Origin of the sequence: Sphingomonas sp. R86520 (assembly GCF_042466285.1) — a bacterium.
Lineage (GTDB): Bacteria > Pseudomonadota > Alphaproteobacteria > Sphingomonadales > Sphingomonadaceae > Sphingomonas.
Genome location: NZ_JAXHBZ010000001.1, coordinates 1930228 through 1949124 on the forward strand (window position 1 = coordinate 1930228; position 18897 = coordinate 1949124).

Genomic DNA, 18897 nt, shown 5'->3' on the forward strand with positions numbered 1-18897 from the left:
ATGGTGGCGATGAAACCGCTGACCGAACTCTGCGCCGAAACGCTGACGATCGACCCGTTCCGTCCAGCGATAGAGTTCGAGGGAGTCTGGCATGACTGGGGCGCGGTCCAGGGGCTGGCGGCCGAGTTGCGGGCGCTGCTCGCTGCGCTCGGCCCCGGCGTCGGGACGGTCAGCTTCGTCCCGCGCAATCGTCCATCCGCGCTCGCCGCTTTTCTTGCGATGCTGGTCGATGGCCGCAGTGTCCGCACGATTTACGCGTTCCAGTCTGCGCCCGCGGTCGCGGCCGCGATCGAACGCGCGGGGTCGGCGGTCGTCGTCATGGCGGAGGAGGATTTCACGCCCGAAATATGCGAGGTGCTGGCCTGCTCCAGCATGGCCGGAATCGCGCTGTCGGGCATGAGCGCGCAGTTCGTCACCGGCTTCGACCGGGCCGAACCGCGACCGGATGACGGTCCGCCCCGCGTCGAAATCCTGACCAGCGGTACGACCGGGCCACCCAAGCCGTTCGCGATCCCGCATGCGGTGATCGCGCAGTTCGTCCTCGCGCAGGGCATGTCGCTGATCGACGATCCGGCCGAGCCGCCGTTCCTGATGTCGTTCCCGATCGGCAACATCTCGGGCGTCTACAGCGTCGCCGCCTCGCTGCTGCGCGGCAAGCGGATCGTCCTGCTCGACCGCTTCTCGGTCGAGGCTTGGCGCGCGTTCGTCGTTCGCTATCGTCCCAGGACGGGAGGCGCGCCACCCGCCGCGGTCGCGATGATCCTCGATGCGGAGGTACCGGCCGCGGACCTGTCCTCGCTCCGCGTCTTCAGCACCGGTGCAGCGCCGCTCGACCGGGACGTGCACAGCCGTTTCGAAGCACGCTACGGCATCCCGGTCCTGCTCTCCTACGGCGCCACCGAGTTCGGCGGACCGGTGGCGGCGATGACCCCGCAGCTTCACGACGCATGGGGCGACGCCAAGTTCGGCAGCGTCGGTCGGGCGATGCCCGGCGTGGCGCTGCGCGTGCGCCATCCGGACACCGGCGAGATCCTCGGTCCGGGCTTGGAAGGGATATTGGAGGTCGTCTCGCCGCGAATGGGACCGGACTGGATCCGCACCTCGGACATCGCCGTCATCGATACGGACGGGTTCCTGTTCCACCGCGGCCGGGCCGACGGCGCGATCATGCGCGGCGGTTTCAAGATCCTGCCGGAGACGATCGAGGCGGTCCTGCTGCTGCATCCGGCGGTATCGGCTGCGGCGGTGGTCGGCGTGCCGGACGCGCGCGTGACCGAAGTGCCCGGCGCAGTGATCGTGGTGAAATCCGGCGCTCCTGCACCGGCGATCACCGCGCTCGAGACGCATATTCGCCAGCACCTGCCGGCGACGCATTGTCCGCTCCATTGGCGGTTCGTCGATGTGCTGCCGAAGAACCCGTCGTTCAAGATCGACCGCCCCGCGCTGACGCGGATGTTTACGAGCGACGATCCCGCGTGATCGCCCCGACGCTCGATTGCTCGCGACGCTTGCCCCGCTCGCCCGCCGCCGCATAAACCCGGCGGAGGGGATCGAAGGTTTGAACAACACATCGCAGCGGGCACCCGTACCAGGCGAAACACGCGTCACGCCGCTGGGGTGGCGCATTCGCTGGGATGCCGAGCGTGCCGACCGCGCCTATGCCGATGGCTGGTGGCGGAGCAACACGATCGGCGATGCCCTGCGCCAGGAGGCGGACACCGCGCCCGACCGCATCCTGATCGTCGATCGCGACACGCGGCTCAGCGCTCTCGACCTCCACGATCGCGCCACCCGTCTCGCACGCGCACTGCTGTCGCGATTTGCCCCCGGCAGCGTCGTCTCCTTCATGCTGCCCAACTGGCACGAAGCGGCGGTGATCTACATGGCGACGACGCTGGCGGGGATGGTCGCGCACCCGATCCTGCCGTCGCTGCGCGATCACGACCTGCGCTTCATGCTGGCCGATATCGGCAGCCGCATGATCTTCGTGCCCGCAACGTTCCGCGGGCATGATTATGCCGCGATGCTGGCACGCGTCGGCGCTGCGCTGGAGGCGCCGCTGGAGATCGTCGTGGTGCGCGGCGCGGCGGGACCGCACACCGCCTATGACAGCCTGTTCGACGCTATCCCCGATATAGCGTTGCCGTCGCTCGATGCCGATGAGGTCCGGATGGTGATGTATACCAGCGGAACGACCGGCCGTGCGAAAGGCGTGATGCACACGCACAACTCGATCAACGCGCTGATCCGGCAGATCGGCGCGCACTGGCTGATCGAACCCGGCGACCGGTTCCTCGTACCCTCTCCGATCAGCCATATCGGCGGCTCGATCTACGCGTTCGAGACGCCGTTGTTGTTCGGCACGACAGCGATTCTGATAGAGAGCTGGGACCCCGACGCCGCGATCGAGATCATGGTGCGCGAACGCTGCACGCACATGGCCGGCGCCACACCGTTTCTCCAGCATCTGCTGGCGTCGGCGCGCAAGGCCGGTACGCGCCTGCCCGATCTCAAGCTGTTCATCTGTGGTGGGGCCTCGGTACCGGCCGCGCTGATCCGCGACGCTGCCGGGTATTTCGCGAACGCCGTGGTAAGCCGCGTCTATGGCTCGACCGAAGTCCCGGTGACCACCGTTGGCATGATCGACCGCGACGATATCGACCACGCCGCCGAGACCGATGGCCGCGCCGGCATCGCCGTGCTCAAGATCGCAGATGACGGCGAAATCCGCGCGAAGGGACCGCAGATGCTGGTCGGCTACGTCCATGCCGAGGACGAGGCGAGCGCGTTCGACGACGAGGGCTATTACCGCACCGGCGACCAGGGCGTGCTGGTGGACGGCGACCATCTGGTCGTCACCGGCCGGATCAAGGACCTGATCATTCGGAACGGCGAGAACATCTCGCCCAAGGAGATCGAGGACCTGCTCGCTGAGCATCCCGCGATCGCCGAGATCGCGATCGTCGGCGTTCCCCATGCGCGGACCGGCGAACGTGCGGTGGCGGTCATCGTCGCACGCGGCGACGCTGCGGTCGACGTCGAGATGCTCGCGACGTTCCTGGCGGGCTTCGGCATGGCGCGGTTCAAATATCCCGAGGCGGTCGCGTCGTGGGATGCGCTACCGCGCAACGACGCCGGCAAGGTCCTGAAGCAACAGATCCGCGCGACGTTGGTCGAGCGGGCTGGGAGTGCCATCTGACGGGTACCGTTCGCAAAACACCCCGTCACCCCGGAACACCCTGTCACCCCGGACCGGTTCCGGGGTCCACTCCACGGCGAGGAGAGCGGTCTGAGCCTCCAGCCTTATCCTTGCGGAACCGTGGACCCCGGAACCAGTCCGGGGTGACGGTGTAGCTCTGGCAATTTCACCTTCTCAGGTTTCTGGGGAAACCACGAAACCTACCCGCGGTTGCGCGCCATCTCGAAGCTTGCGCCGAGATGCTTGAGGAAGCCGTGCGGCCCCCCGGGTTCGGTCGGGACTACAGGGAACACGAACGAGCCTGCGCGATCCGCGATGTCCACCTCCCGCGCGCCGACATCGGCCATCGTCCAGGCCGACTGCCACGCGCCCCTGGTCTCCGCGAGATAGGCGGTGGCGATGCGCCCCCCGAGCGCGACCAGCGTCTCGCCCGATATGCTGCAGCTTTCATGCGCGAGCCAACCCACCGCGGGCGCCACGAATTCGGGCCCGAGCGGCGGGAACTGGGTGACGTCGATGCCTTCGGACATCCGCGTCACCGCGCTGGGCGCGATGCAGTTCGATTTGACGTTGTGTGGCGCGCCTTCGATCGCGGCGGTGTGCGACAGCCCGATCAACCCCGCTTTCGCCGCCGAATAATTGGCGACCTCGTGATTGCCGTAGAGACCACCGATCGAGGTGGTCATCACGATCCGCCCATAGCCTGCCTTGCACATCGCCGCGAACGCGGGCTGGAGGACGTTGAAGCCGCCGACCAGATGGACATCGAGCACCGAGCGGAAGATTTCCTCGCTCATCTCCGCAAGTGGCGCGCGGCGCACGTTGCCCGCATTGTGGATCAGCACGTCGATCCGACCATAGGTGTCGAGCGCCTGTCCGATGATCGCGCTGCCGCCGGCCGAGGTCGCGACCGTATCGCGGTTGGCGACTGCCTGGCCGCCGGCTGCCTCGATCGCCGCGACTACATCGCCCGCCGGATCTTCGCGCGTGCCGTCGCCCGCCATGCTGACGCCGAGATCGTTGACCACCACCCTCGCGCCCTGCGCACCGAGCAGTTCTGCGTACGCGCGTCCGAGCCCGCGCCCGCCACCGGTAATGACGACGACGCGGTCATCGAATCTCAGTTCAGTCATGCGATAATCCCTTCGGCATCGGTCTGCGTATCGATCCCCAATCCATCGGCGTATCGATCCGCATGATGCCGGGTATCATGCGTCCGCGAGACCAGAAACCGCCGCCCGCGCGCACCGTCGACAATCCGGCCCGGCGATGAATCCCGCCGCCGGATTGACAAGCCATGGCCCGATGCTGCCCGGATCCTGGGCAGCATCGCCAGAAACATCACCGAAAGGGACCGTCAATGCAGGTAGCCATCGTCACCGGCGCAGGAAGCGGGATCGGGCTCGGCACCGCCAAGATGCTGTACGACGCCGGCATGGCGATCGTCGGCATCGGACGTGATCCCGCCAAGCTGACGACGCTGAAGGCAACCATCGGCGATCCCGACCGGCTCGCCACCTTGTCCGTGGACGTGACCGCCGAGGACGCGCCGCAGCGGATCGTCGGCCTCGCGATCGAACGCTTCGGCCGGCTCGACTTCCTGATCAACAACGCCGGTGCAGGCAGTCCGAAACCGCTCCACGAGACCGATGACGCGATGCTCGACGGGTTCCTCGACGTGATGCTGCGCGCGCCGTTCCGGCTGTGTCGCGAGGCGATCGGGCATATGGCCGACGGCTGCGGCATCGTGAACGTCACCTCGACCTACGCGGTGATCGGCGGGCGACGCGGCGGCGCATACTCCGCGGCGAAGGGAGGCCTGACCTCGCTGACCGAGCATATGGCCTGCGAATACGGACCGCGCGGCATCCGTTCCAATTGCGTCGCACCGGGCGTGACGATGACCGACATGGTCCGCCACCGGTTCGACGACGAGATGTTCAAGCGCGTCAACGTCGAGACGACGCCTTTCCCGCGCCTCGGCGAGGTGTCTGACATCGCCAGCACCATCGCATTCCTGTGTTCGCCGGGTGCGGGGTTCATCAACGGCCAGACGATCGTCGTCGACGGCGGCTGGACCACGACCAAGTACATGTCCGACCGCGCGCTCCGGACGAACTGGGTGGAGCCGTCATAGCATCGGCGGGAGTTCGCCGGGGCGATGAGGCGGGCCGATGCTTGCCTCGGTCGGTACCGGCGTGCTCTTTCGCCACCAAGGTCCAGAACGACCGCGGAGAGGAATTGCGATGACGAGGTCCCTTAACGGCAAGGTCGCGGTGGTGACGGGCGCCGGCTCCGGCATCGGTCGTGCCATCGCCATCCGTCTCGCCGAGGATACCGCCCAGGTCGCCATCTGGGACATCAACGCCGCCGGCGCCGCCGACACCGTGAAGATGGTCGAGGACGCAGGCGGTACGGCGATCGCCATAGAGGCGGATTGTTCGGACAAGGCGGCGATCAAGGTCGCCGCCGACCGCACCCGCGCCGAACTCGGGCCGATCTCGATCCTGGTCAACAACGCCGGGATCGCGCCGTTCACGCCGTTCCTGGATATCGACGACGACCTGTTCGACAAGGTCATCCGCATCAACCTGCGCGGCCCCTATCTGCTGATGAAGGAAGTCGTCCCCGACATGCTCGCCGGCGGCTGGGGGCGGATCATCAACATCACCTCCTCGTCGGTGCAGACCGGATCGCCCGCGCAGGGCCATTACGTCGCGTCGAAGGGCGGCCTGATGGGCATGACCAAGGCGCTCGCGCTGGAATTCGCGGCGAGTGGCATCACCGTCAACATGGTGCCGCCCGGCTTCATCGATACGCCGATGCTCCGCGCGGCGCCGATCGACGCCGATGCGTTCGCCAAGACGCTGCCGATGAAGCGGATCGGCCAGCCCGAGGATATCGCGGCGGCATGCGCCTACCTCGCATCGGAAGAGGCGAGCTACATCACCGGCCAGACGATCAGCACCAATGGCGGCCGCTACATGGGCTCGCACTGACCGCCATGCCGCAGACCGGTCTTGCGCGGGCGCCGCAGCTCGACTCGGTGCGCGCCGATCCGGTTTGCACGCCTTCGCTCGCCCCTTATGCTCGGGCGATGACCACGAAACGCCGGATCGGCCCCGATACCTCCGAAACCTACACCCTGATCCTCGACGCCGCCGAACAGGTGATCCGCGACGAAGGCTATGCCGCCGCCAGCAGCCGGCGGATCGCCACGCAGGCGGGACTGAAACCCTCGCTCGTCCATTATTACTTTCCGACGACGGACGATGTTTTCCTGGCAGTGTTCAAGCGCGGCGCTGCGCAGAGCGACGCGATGATCGAGCGTGCGCTGACCAGCGACGACCCGCTCCGCGCGCTTTGGCGATTTTTCGCGGATACCAGCCGCAATGCGCTCGCGCTCGAATTCGTCGCGCTCGCCAATCACCGCAAGGCGATCGGCGCGGAGATCGTGGTGCACAGCGACGCGATGCGTCGGCGCCAGGCCGCGATGATCGAACGGCTGCTCGGCGAACGACTCGGAACCGACGGCGCGACGCCGATGGGCTTCAGCTTCGTGCTTGCGGGCATCGGCCGTGCGCTGGCGATGGAAAGCGAACTGGGCATCACGTCCGGCCACGCCGACGCGCGCGCCTTCGTCGAAGCCTGGCTCGACCGACTCCTGCCCGCAAAGCTTGACGCGATCGATTAAAAGTGCTGAACACATGTTCAGCGACATTTGGAGAGGAACAGACATGGCCACTGCTGCACTGGACCGTCCGCTGAGCATCGTCAGCGAAGAGATCAAGCCGTCGATCGGCACGCGCATCCTGAACACCAAGGAAGAACTGCTTGATGGCCAACTCGGGCCGGAGCTTAAGGAGTTGCTGCAGGAGCGCGGCATCCTCATCTTCCCGCAGATCAATTTCACCGACCAGGAACAGATCGCCTTCACCAAGACGATGGGAACGTTCGCGTCCGAAGTGCGCGACGGCGAAGAGGAAGTGATCCACAAGATCACGCTCGACGAGAAGGAAAATCCGCAGAGCGCGGCGTTTCTGCGCGGCTCGCTTTACTGGCATATCGACGGCACGATGAACAAGGTGCCGATCCTCGCCTCGTTGCTGTCGTGCAAGAAGCCTTCGCCCAAGGGCACCGGTAACACCGGCTTCGCGAACACCTATGCGGCCTATGAGGCGCTGCCCGAGGCGCGCAAGGCGGAGATCGACGACCTTCGCGTGAACCACGGCGCTTGGGCGTCGCTGTTCTATTACAGCCCCGAGCCGAGCATGAAGATGCTCGATATCATGCAGGGCATCGGCGAGCAGGAACTGCCGCTGGTTTGGACTCACCAGTCGGGCCGCAAGTCGCTCGTCCTCGGCAATACCGCGATCAACGTCGTCGGCATGTCGCCCAAGGAGAGCCAGCGCACGCTGCACGGCCTGCGCGAATGGGCAACCGGCGAGGAGTTCACGCACAGCCACGAATGGACCGCCGGCGATCTCGTGATCTGGGACAATACCGGCACGATGCACCGCGCCGAGCCGTACGATGCGACCTGCGGCCGGATGATGCATCGCACCAAGCTGCAGGGCGAAGAGCCGTTCGAATAAGTATCGATCGAATAATATCGCCAGCGTGATGTACGCGGCCTCCGTCGTTTCCGTGGATACACGGACGGCGGGGGCCGTTTTCGTTCTACACGACAAGCGGGAGACGGATGATGGGGCGGTTTCGCATTGAACTGGTCGACGACGCGAAAAGCGGCATGGTCCTGGCCGAAGCGTTCGGCCCCGATGGCGCGATGATCGCCAATTCGCAGCCGATCTACCACAATCGCGCCGAAGCCGAAGACGCTATCGTCGCAACCATCAAGCAGGCGTGGCCGGATCGGTCCCCCGACGCGGTGGACCCCACGCTCGGGGTCTGAGGCAACGGATCACCCCCAATGCCGACGAGCGCGCGCGGAGGGATAGGACGGTGATGTTTGGGGCACACGCCGAGTGTGCGTGTGTCGGCGATCCGAGTAAAAGCTGGTGAGGCCGGGGTGCGGGTTCGGTTCGATGATTTTCTTCCGACCTGCCAATGCCATTCCATTGGGTCCTGCTTCGCCCGACCGCCGGTGGCGTCTCGGCCTTCGCCCGCCGGCAAGTGCTGTAGGTGACCGAGGCGACTAAACGAAACAGAGGTGGCCTGGATGTCGCCTCCTTGCTGGGGCGAAGCATTTTACTCGCGTTGTTGGGCAAAGCTTGGCGGACGAAGATCGTACGGCCTTAAAGAGAATCATCCGAGGCACCGTCCCCGGCGGACGCGGAGGTCCAGGCGAGGACGGATGCCACCGAAGCATTCCGGCGGTTGTTGAGGTCTTTCCCTTTGGAGCCCGACCTTCGCACAGGGGGTGTGACGCCCCGTTATGCCCGATTATGCAGCGCTCTTTGGTGCAGGCAGGCTCAACAACGCGATGCTGCTCCCGATCATGAATGCGATCGTCAGCCAGAGGAACGGCGCATAGCTGCCATATCGGTCGAAGATCGCCGCCGCCCCTAGTGGCCCGGTGGCAGTGCCGATCGATAGCGCAGTCAGCAACCCGCCATAGAGTCCGCCGAAGCTCTTCAACCCGAAATGCCTGGTCGTCAGATAGACGACGACGTCGACCTCTGCGCCGAGGGTCAGCCCGACGACCGCCGCCGCAACCATCTGGCCAAACACCGTGCTGCCGACCGTTAACAGCAACAGGCATCCGACCACCGGCAGCATGAACACGACCGCACCGACATAGGATGCGCGGAAGCGGTCGAGCAGCAGACCCGTCGCCAATCGCCCGCCGATCGAGAAGAGCCCGACCAGCGAGACGATGCCGGCCGCGCGAAGCGGGGTCGCGCCGCGGTCGGTGAGGATCGGCACGAAATGCACCACCAGCGCGATGATCGTGAAGGTGAACAACAGGCTGGCGATCAGCAACCGCAGATAGATGCTGGATCGCAGGCCCTCCGCCAGCGCGACTCCGTCAAGCACTGGTCGATCGGCTTTACTGGTAGCCGCTACGCCGCGCGACGCATCGTGCGCGCCGCGGAAGAACAGGAATATCACCGGGAACGCGATTGCCGCCCAGACCCCGCTTTGGATCACGACCGCGGTTTGCCAACCATATCGCGCGATCAGCCATGTCCCGAGCAACGGGAAGACTGCGACGGCAACCGATGCGCCGCACAGCGTGATCGCGAACGCCAGTCCGCGCGACGCCTCGAACCGCGTTGCCACCGCGCTGGTCCAGACCGTCGCCTGCACCGGCAACGTCGCGAGTGCGATGATGCCCCACAGGCCATACCAGTTCGATGCCGTGCCACTGGCCGTACCGAGCAACGCGAATGCACCGCATGTCAGCAGGATACCGACAAGCCCGAACCGCCGCGGGCCATAGCGATCGACCAGCAGTCCGATCGGCAGCGCGAACACAGCCTGCACCAGCGTCGACAACGTCAGCCCGAACGTCACCTGCGTGCGCGACCATCCGAACGTCTCGCTGATCGGTGCGATATACGGCCCGAGCCCGTAGATATGGATGACGCTGGTCGCATAGCCGAGCGCCGCGGCGATCGGCAGCATCGGATGCGCGCGCCATTCCGCCCGCGCGCTCGTTGCCGTCGCGGTCCTCGTCGAGAGGGTCTCCCGGTCTCCGTTCACGACGTCGATCGCGGCGCACCCACACCCATGAACTTCGCGAGATTATAGTGGAGGCTCGCCACCGATCGCTCCATGTATGGATTGGGCTGCGTGCCGCGGAAGCCGATACTCTTCATGCCCTGCTGGACCGCGGCCATGTTGGCGAAATCCTGCTGGAGCACGGGCGGCCAGTCCTCGGCCGCGGTATATTCCCAGTTCGTCTCGGGCGCTTCGCCCTCCGGGTACAGTTCGTACACCGCCGCTTCGAAGATGCATTTGTCGGGGTCGTCGCCGAACGGCTTGGCGCTGTAGCAGAGCATGTTGTTGACCGCCTGACCGATCTGGAAGTTCGGGAATACCTGCCACGCGGTACCAGCCTTCGCCGTATGCGACGGTTCCACGGTGGGCCAGATCACGCCACGCGCCGCATCCGTGGCGCGTGCCGACTGGATCCAGTGACGCGAGACGTCCATCGCCGGCGTATCCTCGGGCAATTCGTCGATCAGCCTGTTGGCCGCCTCGACCAGCGTCCGCGTGGTGTTCGTATTGGCGTTGGCCCAGGTGAAGTTCTGCAATTCCGCCGTCGTCACGCGCGCATCGCCGGTGCCGACGCGGAGCTTGCCCGAGTCCTCCTCCATGCCCTTGGGCGCTTCGTAGCCGATGTTGGTATGGAGTCCGTGGTTGTGCGCCCAGCCGCGGAACTGGCCGAAATCGTTGAATTCGGGGTGAGTACTGAACACGTGGTAGGTCTCGGCGAAAGCCTCCATCGCGACCTTCCAGTTGCAATCGAACACGATCCACTTGCGCCACCGCGGCCGCATGTTCTGCAACCCGTACGGATCGAGCATTGCTGGCACCGGATCGAGGAACTCGGCGAGCGGCGCCGCCGTCGGGTCCAGATTGATCCAGATCCAGCCTCCCCAGCGGTCCACCTGCACCTTGCCAAGGCTGGTCCGTTCCTCGGTCAGTGCACCCTGCCAGTCATCCTGATGCTGGATATACGTGCATCGCCCCTGAAGGTTGAATGTCCATGCATGATAGCCGCAGATGAAGTTTGCCGTCTTGCCGCGGGCGTTATGCTGGCCTGCGGGCACGTCGATGAGACGGCGACCACGATGCGGGCAGACGTTGTGATAGGCGCGGAGTTCGGTTTCGCTGGTGCGAACGATGATAACGCCGTCGCCGCGGATATCGTAGGTGATGAAGTTGCCGACCTCGGGGATATCCTCGAGGCGACCAGCCTGGAGCCAGGTACGGCGCCACAGGCGGTCCTGCTCGGCGACCGAATAGTCCTTCGACACATAGGCATCCACCGGCACGGTCACCGGCGCGAGAAGATCGTCCGCGGTCTCGACGATCCTGGTCATCTCGTTCATCGCGCGCCCTCGCTATCTTAAAGGCGCACTGTAACAAGGTCATCGTGCAACCCGTATCGCTACCGCGATTTCCAGTCGGGCGTGCGCTTTTCCGCAAACGCCCGCGGCCCCTCCTGCGCATCCTCGCTGCGGTAGGTGGATTCCGACGCCGCGCGCGCCGCCTGCAACGCCGCCGCGCGCCCCATTTCGGTCGCGAGCATGACCGTATCGCGCCCCGCCTTCACCGACAGCGGCGCGCCGTCGAGGATTTCTCCGGCCAGTTCGAGCGCCTTGGCCATCAGATCCTCGGGTTCGGCGAGGCGATTGACCAGCCCGATCTCGTACGCGCGCTGGGCGGTGATCGGTTTGCCGGTAAGGATGATCTCCATCATGATCCGCTGCGGAATCATATGGATCAGCGGTGCCGCCCAAGGCGAACTGCGGCCGACCTTGACCTCGGTGATCGCGAACCGTGCCGCGGTGCTGGCGACGCACAGGTCGCACGCCTGCGCGATCATCCACCCACCGGCGAACGCGACGCCGTTGACCGCGGCGATGGTCGGCTTCGACAGCTCGATATTGTCGCCGGGGACGGGGGACATGTCGCGCGGCGGCACCTGGAGCCCGCGCTCGACCATCTCCTTCAGGTCGCCGCCCGCGCAGAATGCTTTCTCCCCTGCCCCGGTCAGGATCGCGACGCGGAGTGCTGGATCATGCTCGAACCGATCCCACGCCGCGAACAGCCCCTCGCGGATGTCCTTGCCGAGCGCATTACGTTGGTCGGGCCGATTAAGCGTGATGATCGCGATGCCATCGGCGCGCGCTTCGAAAAGAACTGCGTCGGTCATTAGAAACCTCGCTGCTGGATGACATGCGCCGCTTGGCTAAGCGTCTCGCGAAAGTCCGGATGGGCGATCGCGATCAGGCGGCGGGTGCGTTCGGCGAGCGTCTGGCCCTTCAGTTCGGCGGCGCCATATTCGGTGACGATCACGTCGACGTCGCTGCGCGCTGTCGTCACCGGCCCCGACAGTGTCGCCACGATCTTGCTGAGCGCCCCACCCTTCGCGCTGGACGAGAGCGCGATGATCGAGCGGCCGCCGGGCGAACGGGCGCCGGCGCGGACGAAATCGACCTGCCCACCCGTGCCGCCCATATACGCCGAGCCCGATTGCTCGGCATTGACCTGCCCGGTCAAATCGACCTCCAATGCCGAATTGATTGTGACCAGACGCGACAGGCGACCGAGCACCGCCGCGTCATGCGTGTAGCCGGTCGGCGTCATGCGGATCGCCGCGTTGCGGTGCGCCCAGTCGTAGAGCCGCCGCGTGCCGATCAACGCGCCGTTGATCGACACGCCCGCGTCGATCTCCTTGCGCGCATTGGTGATGACCCCGGCCTCGACCAGTTCGACCAGCCCGTCGCCGAGCATCCCCGAATGCACCCCTAGATCCTTGCGATCGCCGAGCAGCCGCAGGATCGCATCGGGCACCGCGCCGACGCCCGTCTGGATGACCGCGCCGTCGCCGATATAGGCCGCGCAGGCGCGCGCGATCGCCTCGTCGGTTTTCGTGACCCTGCCGCCGGCGACCTCCACCGGTGCACGCGACACCTGCACGACAACGTCGATCGCCGACGCGGGAATCGTTTCGCCGGGACTGTACGGCACCCGGTCGTTGACCTCGGCGATCACCACCCGTGCCTTGTCGACCGCGGCACGGACATAGTCGCCGATCAGCCCGCAACTGTGATTGCCGTCGGCGTCCGCCGGGCTCACCTGGATCATCGCGATGTCGCAGCCGATCACCCCGCCTGCGATCAGCGGACCGACCTGGCTGACATGGACCGGGATCACCTGGAGCTTGCCCGCCTTGGTCATGCTCCTGAGTGCGCCGATCGCTCCCATGCTCGACAGCGTGAACGCGTCCGCCGTCTCGGGCGTGAACAGCCCGGAAAAACTCGTCGCGATGAACGCCGACAGATCGCCGATCTCGGCGCCCTGCGCGATCAGCGCCTCGACCAGCGTGGTCGGCTCCCCGCAGGCCTGCCCGAACACGATCCGGTCGCCTCGACGCAAATACCGGGAGAGATCGATTGTCACGCGCGACCGACCTGCCTGAGCAGATGCTCCGCACGCGACAGATACGGCCGGTCGAGCATCCCGCCCTTGTAGCCGATCGCGCCGATGCCGGGGTTGGCCGCGAAAACGTCGACGATCGCCTGCGCCTCGGCGATCTCGTCCTCGGTCGGCGTGAAGGCCGCGTTGATCACGTCGACCTGCGCCGGGTGTATCGCGAGCATCCCGCGATAGCCGTCGCGGCGGACCTTCTCGGCCCGCGCCTTCAGCGTTTCGAGATCGCGAAAATCGCCCTGGATCGTCTCGATCGCGGTCACCCCCGCGGTCGCCGCGCCGAGCAGGCACATCGAGCGCGCGAGTTCATAGGTGAAGCCGTAGCTGCCATCGGGATTGCAGTTCGAACTCGCGCCGATCGAGTCCGCCAGATCCTCCGCCCCCCAGGTCAGTGCGACCACGCGCGGCGCGCCCTTGTAATCGCCGGTGTGGAACATCGCCTCGGCAGTCTCGGTGACCAGCACGATCACCGGCGTCGATCCGACGTCGATGCCGTCCGCGGCCTCGAACGCGGAGAGATAATGGTCGAGCCGATCGACATCCTGCCGGCCATGGACCTTGGGCAGCATGATCCCGCCGGGATGCGCGGGCATGACCGCGGCGAGATCGGGTAGCGTGTACGGTCCGTCAAGCGGATTGACGCGCACCCAGATGCGGACGCGCTCAGGATTGTCTTTCACGAAATCATGCACGATCCGGCGCGCAAGCGGCTTGTTCTCCGCAGTTACAGCATCTTCCAGATCGAGCAGCACGATGTCAGCGCTGCCCTCGACCGCCTTGGTCATCTTGCGCTCGCTATCACCCGGCGCGAACAGCCAGGAACGCATCTTGAGCGGCGGTGCGTCGGACATCGACATTCTCTCCTGCCTCATCGATTTTCCGTCATCCCGGAGCCGGTCCGGGGTGACGGCAGGGCGTTCGTTCCATGCCCCTTGTCAGTAGCTCTTGGGCAACCCCAGCACCTTTTCGGCGATGAAGTTCAGGATCATGTGCGGGCTCACCGGCGCAGTCCGCGGGATCAGCACCTCGCGCAGCAGCCGTTCGACATGATATTCCTGCGCATAGCCCATCCCGCCCAGCGTCAGCATCGCGGTGTGGCACGCCTCGAACGCGAACTCCGCCGCCAGATACTTGCCGGCATTTGCCTCGACCCCGCAGTCCTCGCCCTTGTCGAACTTGGTCGCCGCCTGCAACACCATCAGGTTCGCCGCCTCCAATTGCGCCCAGCATTTGGCGAGGGGATGCTGAATCCCCTGGTTCATGCCGATCGGCCGATCGAACACGATCCGCTCGCGAGCATAACGCGCGGCGCGCTGGATCGCGTTGCGGCCGATCCCGATCGCCTCCGCGCCGAGCAGGATCCGCTCGGGGTTGAGCCCCTTCAGGATGATCCGGAACCCCTGCCCCTCCGCGCCGATCCGATCCTCCTCGGGAATGAAGAGGTCGTTGATGAACAGCATGTTCGATCCGACCGCGTGGCGCCCCATCTTGGGTATCAGCCGGTGCTCGATCTTGCTGCGATCGAGCGTGGTGTAGAACAGCGTGAGCCCGTGCGTCTTGTTCTCGACCTCGTCGATCGGCGTGGTGCGCGCGAGCAACATCATCTTGTCGGCGATGTGCGCGTTGGTGATCCAGATCTTCTCGCCGTTGACGCGGTAGCCGCCCTCGACCCGCTCGGCGCGCGTCGTGAGCTTGGTGGTATCGAGCCCGGTATTGGGCTCCGTCACGGCAAAGCACATCTTCTCCGCGCCCGACAGGATCGGCGGGATCATCCGCTGCTTCTGCTCCTCGGTGCCGAACAGGTCGATCGGTTCGAGGCTGAACACCGGGCCGTGGATGGTCGAGGCCGCGGTCATTCCGCCGCCCGCCTCGGCGACCGCCTGCATCATGATCGCCGCCTCGGTGATGCCGAGCCCGGCGCCGCCATACGCCTCGGGCATCGCCACGCCGAGCCAGCCCGCTTCCGCCATCGATGTGTGGAAGTCGTGCGGATAGACGCCCTCATGGTCGCGTTCGAGCCAGTAATCGTCCGAGAACAGCGCGCATTGCTTCAGTACCGCGTCGCGGATGTTCTGCTGGTCCTGGGTAAAGGCGAAATCCACGGGCGATCGACCTTGTCTGGCGAGATGAGGAAGCCCGGCGGCTAGCAGTCGCCCCGCGGTGCGACAACGCGAGCCCAGGCGCGGCCAGCGACATATCGCTCCGGCGAATGGATTCGGTCAGCGCCTTGGCCTAGCCGGTATGCCATCAACGGGAGCGTTTCATGGAGTGTAAGGCGGGTCACGGCCCCCTGTCCGGCATCAAGGTCGTCGACCTGACGAGCATCGTCTTCGGACCCTATGCCACGCAGATCATGGCCGACATGGGTGCCGACGTGATCAAGGTCGAACCGCCTGCCGGCGACGATGCGCGCTATATCTCGGTCGGGCCGGAGCACGGGCTTGCGGGCGTGTTCGTCAACGTCAACCGCGGCAAGCGCAGCATCGTGCTCGATCTGCGCAGCGACGAGGGCAAGGCGGCACTCCGCGGCCTGATCGCACGCGCAGACGTGTTCATCCATTCGATGCGCGCCAAGGCGATCGCCAAGCTCGGCTTCGACTATGCGGCGGTCGCGGCGGTCAACCCGAACATCGTCTACACCAATTGCTATGGCTATGGCCGCGACGGTCCCGAGCGCGACCAGCCCGCCTATGACGACACGATCCAAGGCGAATGCGGGCTTGCCGCCGTGCAGCAGATGCTGACCGGCGAAGCGAGCTATGTCGGGACGATCGTCGCCGACAAGGTCGCCGGGCTGACCGCGCTGTATGCGACGACGATGGCGCTGTTCCACCGCGAACGCACCGGCGAGGGGCAGGAGGTCGAGGTCGGGATGTTCGAGACGATGGCCTCGTTCATGCTGGTCGAGCATGCCAACGGCGCGATGTTCAGCCCGAAGCTGGGTCCGGCGGTATATCCGCGCGTCGTCGCGCCGGGGCGCCGGCCGTACAAGACGCGCGACGGCTATATCTCGGCTTTGGTCTATAACGATCGCCACTGGAACGCCTTCGTCGGTGCGGTGAAGCCGGCCTGGGCGGGCCCCGACATGGCGACGCTCGGCCAGCGTGCCAAACAGATCGACCGGATGTACGGCCTGCTCGGCGATACATTTCTCGAGCGGACGACGCAGGAATGGCTCGACCTGCTCCGCGCGATCGGCGTGCCGGCGACCCCGCTCGGGACACCAGACGACCTGTTCGACAACGCGCACCTGAAGGCGGTCGGCTTTTTCGAGACGGTCGACTCGCCGAACGGACCGATTACCTTTCCGGGCGTGCCGGCAAGCTTTTCGAAGACTCCGGGCAAGGTCACCGGGCCGGCGCCGACGCTGGGTGCGGACACCGATGCGATACTGGCCGAACTACAGACGGGAGAGCAGCGACATGGGTAAACTGACCGGCAAGGTTGCCGTCGTGACGGGTGCCAGCCGCGGCATCGGCAAGGGCATCGCGCTTGCCCTCGCCGAGGAGGGCGCGACGGTCTACGTTACCGGCCGGTCGGTCGCGGCGGGCGATCACGCGCTGCCCGGCACCGTCGGCCAGACCGCGGCGGAGTGCGACGCGCGCGGCGGCAGGGGAATCGCGGTTCACGTCGACCACGCCGACGACGATCAGGTCGCGGCGCTGTTCGAACAGGTCGCAGGCGAGCAGGGCCGTCTCGACATCCTAGTCAACAATGCGTTCGCGATCCCCGAGGATCTGACCGAGCCGGGGATGTTCTGGGAAAAGCCGCTGTCCAACTGGCAGATGGTCGATGTCGGCGTGAAGTCGAACTTCGTCGCGGCGTGGCATGCGGCCAAGATCATGGCGCCGCAGAAATCGGGGTTGATCGTCGCGATCTCGGGTTATGTCGGCGTCACCTACACCTACGGCGTCGTGTTCGGCACCTGCAAGTCCGCGGTCGACCGGATGGCGCGCGACATGGCAATCGATCTGCAACCACACGACGTGACGTCGATCTCGCTGTGGCAGGGACTGACCTTTACCGAGCGCGCCAATCGCAACATCGAGAACAACCCGGCGATGAAGGCGAGCATCGTCACCAACCCGCTGGTCGGCTGCTCCCCCGAATTCCCGGGGCGTGTGATCGTCGCGCTCGCGACCGACGACACGGTCACGCGGCATTCGGGCGGGACCTTCATCACCGCCGAACTGGCACAGGAATACGGCGTGACGGATATCGACGGGAAGATCATTCCGTCGCTGCGTGAACAGCGTGGATCGCCGATCTGGAAACCCATAGCGGAGCAACCACGATGACCGACCCTATGGCACGCCTCGGCGAACTTCTCGACCGACAGGATATCCTGGACGCCTTAACCCGGTTCGCGCGCGGCATGGACCGGTTCGACCGCGACACGTTCCTCTCCGCCTTCCACCCCGATGCCGAGATCGCGGCAGGCCCGTTCGTGGGCGAGCCGGCCGCACTCTACGACTGGGCGCGGGACCTGCACGATCACGGGCAATCCGCGACGCAGCATGTCCTGCTCAATCATAGCTGCGACCTCGACGGCGATACCGCGCATACCGAGACCTATTACCTGTTCGCAGCGCGCAACCGCGACGACAGCAACTGGATCGCCGGCGGCCGCTATATCGACCGGTTCGAGCGTCGCGACGGCCAGTGGCGGGTAGCCAGCAGAAACACGGTGATCGAATATTCGGGACTGTTGCCGACGCTGCCGATCCCGTTCGGAGATATAGCCGGCATCGACCTTAACGGTGTCGTCGCGCGCAATACCAGTGACCTGTCGTACCGCCGGCCGCTGACGAATTTGCGCGAACCGTTCGTCCCGGCATGATCAGCGCGAACAAGCCCCCCGTCATCCTGACGAAAGTCAGAACCCGGGGTTAACGTGGCGGCAGCCTCTCTGGCTCTGGGTCCTGACTTTCGTCAGGATGACGTGGTGGTTTGTACGGGAACGCCCCCCGCCTTAGCCGAAGAACACCTCGCTCGGATCCCCCTTCGCGCGCCCGACCGGATTGCCGCGCAGGAACGGCATCCCCATCAACCCTCGCGACCAGTCGACCGACACGCCGAGATCGCGCGTCCAATCGTAGAGCATCGTCCGCTTGGCGATCCGCCACCCGCCATCGCGCCGCGCCATCTGGTCGAGGTAGCGCCCCACCAGGATCACGTCGTGCTCGGCCTCGCCGAAATCGATCCGGTGATAGGCGGTGACGTGCGTCTCGACGACCGCCGTGTCACCCTGCACCTGGATCAGGCTCTGGCCCAGCGTATGCAGCGTCACCGGGATGCTGTCGGCACCGGGCACGACCCAAGCCAGATATTCGTCGAACGAGCCGGTGAAGATCCCGAAATTGACACTCGCATCAGGCCAGAAACATCCCGAGATGATCCCCGCATCGCGCCGGTCCTCGCCCCGCGCCAGCGCCACGATGCAGCGCTGGATACGGTGATGCGCGATGATTTCCGCCATCTCAGATGTGTCTGTCATGGGATACTCCTCGCGCATGGTCGACCCGAGGCTAGTATCCGGACCACGCGATCTCCAGCGCGGGCCCGCGTGT

18 protein-coding genes are annotated in these 18897 nt (G+C 65.7%); 10 read left to right on the plus strand and 8 right to left on the minus strand.

Annotation, left to right across the window (positions count from 1 at the left end; genetic code table 11):
- Positions 1–1479, plus strand: coding sequence for a class I adenylate-forming enzyme family protein (locus tag SJY41_RS08780; protein ID WP_380780886.1), 1479 nt, complete (start codon positions 1–3; stop codon positions 1477–1479).
- A gap of 79 nt (positions 1480–1558) precedes the next feature.
- Entirely contained in the window at positions 1559–3199 is a 1641-nt protein-coding gene (locus SJY41_RS08785) for an AMP-binding protein (protein ID WP_380780887.1), read from the plus strand.
- A 200-nt stretch (positions 3200–3399) separates the two neighbouring features.
- Here SJY41_RS08785 and SJY41_RS08790 read toward each other — a convergent pair whose 3' ends face one another.
- Entirely contained in the window at positions 3400–4332 is a 933-nt protein-coding gene (locus SJY41_RS08790) for an SDR family NAD(P)-dependent oxidoreductase (RefSeq protein ID WP_380780889.1), read from the minus strand.
- 227 nt (positions 4333–4559) lie between these two features.
- Between SJY41_RS08790 and SJY41_RS08795 the strand changes: the two genes are divergently transcribed.
- The 5 genes from SJY41_RS08795 to SJY41_RS08815 all read left to right on the plus strand — a co-directional run bounded on the left by SJY41_RS08795 (position 4560) and on the right by SJY41_RS08815 (position 8111).
- Positions 4560–5336 carry an SDR family NAD(P)-dependent oxidoreductase gene (locus SJY41_RS08795; protein ID WP_380780891.1) on the plus strand — a complete coding sequence of 259 codons (777 nt, stop codon included), beginning with the start codon at positions 4560–4562 and terminating at the stop codon, positions 5334–5336.
- Positions 5337–5445: 109 nt separating this feature from the next.
- Positions 5446–6198, plus strand: a complete 753-nt coding sequence (locus SJY41_RS08800; RefSeq protein ID WP_380780893.1) for an SDR family NAD(P)-dependent oxidoreductase — start codon at positions 5446–5448, stop codon at positions 6196–6198.
- A gap of 5 nt (positions 6199–6203) precedes the next feature.
- Positions 6204–6893, plus strand: a complete 690-nt coding sequence (locus SJY41_RS08805) for a TetR/AcrR family transcriptional regulator (RefSeq protein ID WP_380780895.1) — start codon at positions 6204–6206, stop codon at positions 6891–6893.
- A gap of 43 nt (positions 6894–6936) precedes the next feature.
- Positions 6937–7794: a TauD/TfdA dioxygenase family protein gene (locus SJY41_RS08810; RefSeq protein WP_380780897.1), complete on the plus strand. Its 858-nt coding sequence runs from the start codon at positions 6937–6939 to the stop codon at positions 7792–7794.
- Between the two features lie 110 nt (positions 7795–7904).
- Positions 7905–8111, plus strand: coding sequence for a hypothetical protein (locus SJY41_RS08815; RefSeq protein WP_380780899.1), 207 nt, complete (start codon positions 7905–7907; stop codon positions 8109–8111).
- 491 nt (positions 8112–8602) lie between these two features.
- Here the strand turns inward: SJY41_RS08815 and SJY41_RS08820 are convergent, their stop codons facing one another.
- The 6 genes from SJY41_RS08820 to SJY41_RS08845 all read right to left on the minus strand — a co-directional run bounded on the left by SJY41_RS08820 (position 8603) and on the right by SJY41_RS08845 (position 15429).
- Positions 8603–9865, minus strand: a complete 1263-nt coding sequence (locus SJY41_RS08820) for an MFS transporter (RefSeq protein ID WP_380780901.1) — start codon at positions 9863–9865, stop codon at positions 8603–8605.
- Entirely contained in the window at positions 9862–11220 is a 1359-nt protein-coding gene (locus SJY41_RS08825) for an SRPBCC family protein (protein ID WP_380780903.1), read from the minus strand. Before SJY41_RS08825 ends, SJY41_RS08820 begins: the two co-directional genes overlap by 4 nt.
- A gap of 59 nt (positions 11221–11279) precedes the next feature.
- A complete protein-coding gene (locus SJY41_RS08830) occupies positions 11280–12047 on the minus strand; it encodes an enoyl-CoA hydratase/isomerase family protein (protein ID WP_380780905.1) in 768 nt (255 codons plus the stop codon).
- Positions 12047–13297 carry an acetyl-CoA hydrolase/transferase family protein gene (locus SJY41_RS08835; protein WP_380780908.1) on the minus strand — a complete coding sequence of 417 codons (1251 nt, stop codon included), beginning with the start codon at positions 13295–13297 and terminating at the stop codon, positions 12047–12049. Before SJY41_RS08835 ends, SJY41_RS08830 begins: the two co-directional genes overlap by 1 nt.
- Positions 13294–14178 carry an HpcH/HpaI aldolase/citrate lyase family protein gene (locus SJY41_RS08840; RefSeq protein WP_380780910.1) on the minus strand — a complete coding sequence of 295 codons (885 nt, stop codon included), beginning with the start codon at positions 14176–14178 and terminating at the stop codon, positions 13294–13296. The genes SJY41_RS08835 and SJY41_RS08840 overlap by 4 nt, the downstream gene beginning before the upstream one ends.
- Positions 14179–14262: 84 nt before the next feature.
- A complete protein-coding gene (locus SJY41_RS08845) occupies positions 14263–15429 on the minus strand; it encodes an acyl-CoA dehydrogenase family protein (protein ID WP_380780912.1) in 1167 nt (388 codons plus the stop codon).
- Positions 15430–15590: 161 nt separating this feature from the next.
- Here SJY41_RS08845 and SJY41_RS08850 point away from each other — a divergent pair, with 161 nt between their 5' ends.
- From SJY41_RS08850 to SJY41_RS08860, 3 genes are read left to right on the plus strand one after another with little or no spacing between them, the layout of a single operon-like run.
- Entirely contained in the window at positions 15591–16757 is a 1167-nt protein-coding gene (locus tag SJY41_RS08850; RefSeq protein WP_380780914.1) for a CaiB/BaiF CoA transferase family protein, read from the plus strand.
- Positions 16750–17625 carry an SDR family NAD(P)-dependent oxidoreductase gene (locus SJY41_RS08855; protein ID WP_380780916.1) on the plus strand — a complete coding sequence of 292 codons (876 nt, stop codon included), beginning with the start codon at positions 16750–16752 and terminating at the stop codon, positions 17623–17625. The genes SJY41_RS08850 and SJY41_RS08855 overlap by 8 nt, the downstream gene beginning before the upstream one ends.
- Complete coding sequence (locus tag SJY41_RS08860) at positions 17622–18167, plus strand: nuclear transport factor 2 family protein (protein ID WP_380780918.1); 546 nt, start codon at positions 17622–17624, stop codon at positions 18165–18167. Before SJY41_RS08855 ends, SJY41_RS08860 begins: the two co-directional genes overlap by 4 nt.
- 132 nt (positions 18168–18299) lie before the next feature.
- Here SJY41_RS08860 and SJY41_RS08865 read toward each other — a convergent pair whose 3' ends face one another.
- Positions 18300–18824, minus strand: a complete 525-nt coding sequence (locus SJY41_RS08865; protein ID WP_380780920.1) for a nuclear transport factor 2 family protein — start codon at positions 18822–18824, stop codon at positions 18300–18302.
- Between the last annotated feature and the right edge of the window lie 73 nt (positions 18825–18897).

Coding starts and splice junctions, on each gene's coding strand:
- SJY41_RS08795 (WP_380780891.1), top strand. CDS start 4,560: ATGCAGGTAGCCATCGTCACCGGCGCAGGAAGCGGGATCGGGCTCGGC.
- SJY41_RS08780 (WP_380780886.1), top strand. CDS start 1: ATGGTGGCGATGAAACCGCTGACCGAACTCTGCGCCGAAACGCTGACG.
- SJY41_RS08825 (WP_380780903.1), bottom strand. CDS start 11,220: ATGAACGAGATGACCAGGATCGTCGAGACCGCGGACGATCTTCTCGCG.
- SJY41_RS08860 (WP_380780918.1), top strand. CDS start 17,622: ATGACCGACCCTATGGCACGCCTCGGCGAACTTCTCGACCGACAGGAT.
- SJY41_RS08840 (WP_380780910.1), bottom strand. CDS start 14,178: ATGTCCGACGCACCGCCGCTCAAGATGCGTTCCTGGCTGTTCGCGCCG.
- SJY41_RS08865 (WP_380780920.1), bottom strand. CDS start 18,824: ATGACAGACACATCTGAGATGGCGGAAATCATCGCGCATCACCGTATC.
- SJY41_RS08830 (WP_380780905.1), bottom strand. CDS start 12,047: ATGACCGACGCAGTTCTTTTCGAAGCGCGCGCCGATGGCATCGCGATC.
- SJY41_RS08815 (WP_380780899.1), top strand. CDS start 7,905: ATGGGGCGGTTTCGCATTGAACTGGTCGACGACGCGAAAAGCGGCATG.
- SJY41_RS08790 (WP_380780889.1), bottom strand. CDS start 4,332: ATGACTGAACTGAGATTCGATGACCGCGTCGTCGTCATTACCGGTGGC.
- SJY41_RS08855 (WP_380780916.1), top strand. CDS start 16,750: ATGGGTAAACTGACCGGCAAGGTTGCCGTCGTGACGGGTGCCAGCCGC.
- SJY41_RS08850 (WP_380780914.1), top strand. CDS start 15,591: ATGGAGTGTAAGGCGGGTCACGGCCCCCTGTCCGGCATCAAGGTCGTC.
- SJY41_RS08805 (WP_380780895.1), top strand. CDS start 6,204: ATGCCGCAGACCGGTCTTGCGCGGGCGCCGCAGCTCGACTCGGTGCGC.
- SJY41_RS08810 (WP_380780897.1), top strand. CDS start 6,937: ATGGCCACTGCTGCACTGGACCGTCCGCTGAGCATCGTCAGCGAAGAG.
- SJY41_RS08800 (WP_380780893.1), top strand. CDS start 5,446: ATGACGAGGTCCCTTAACGGCAAGGTCGCGGTGGTGACGGGCGCCGGC.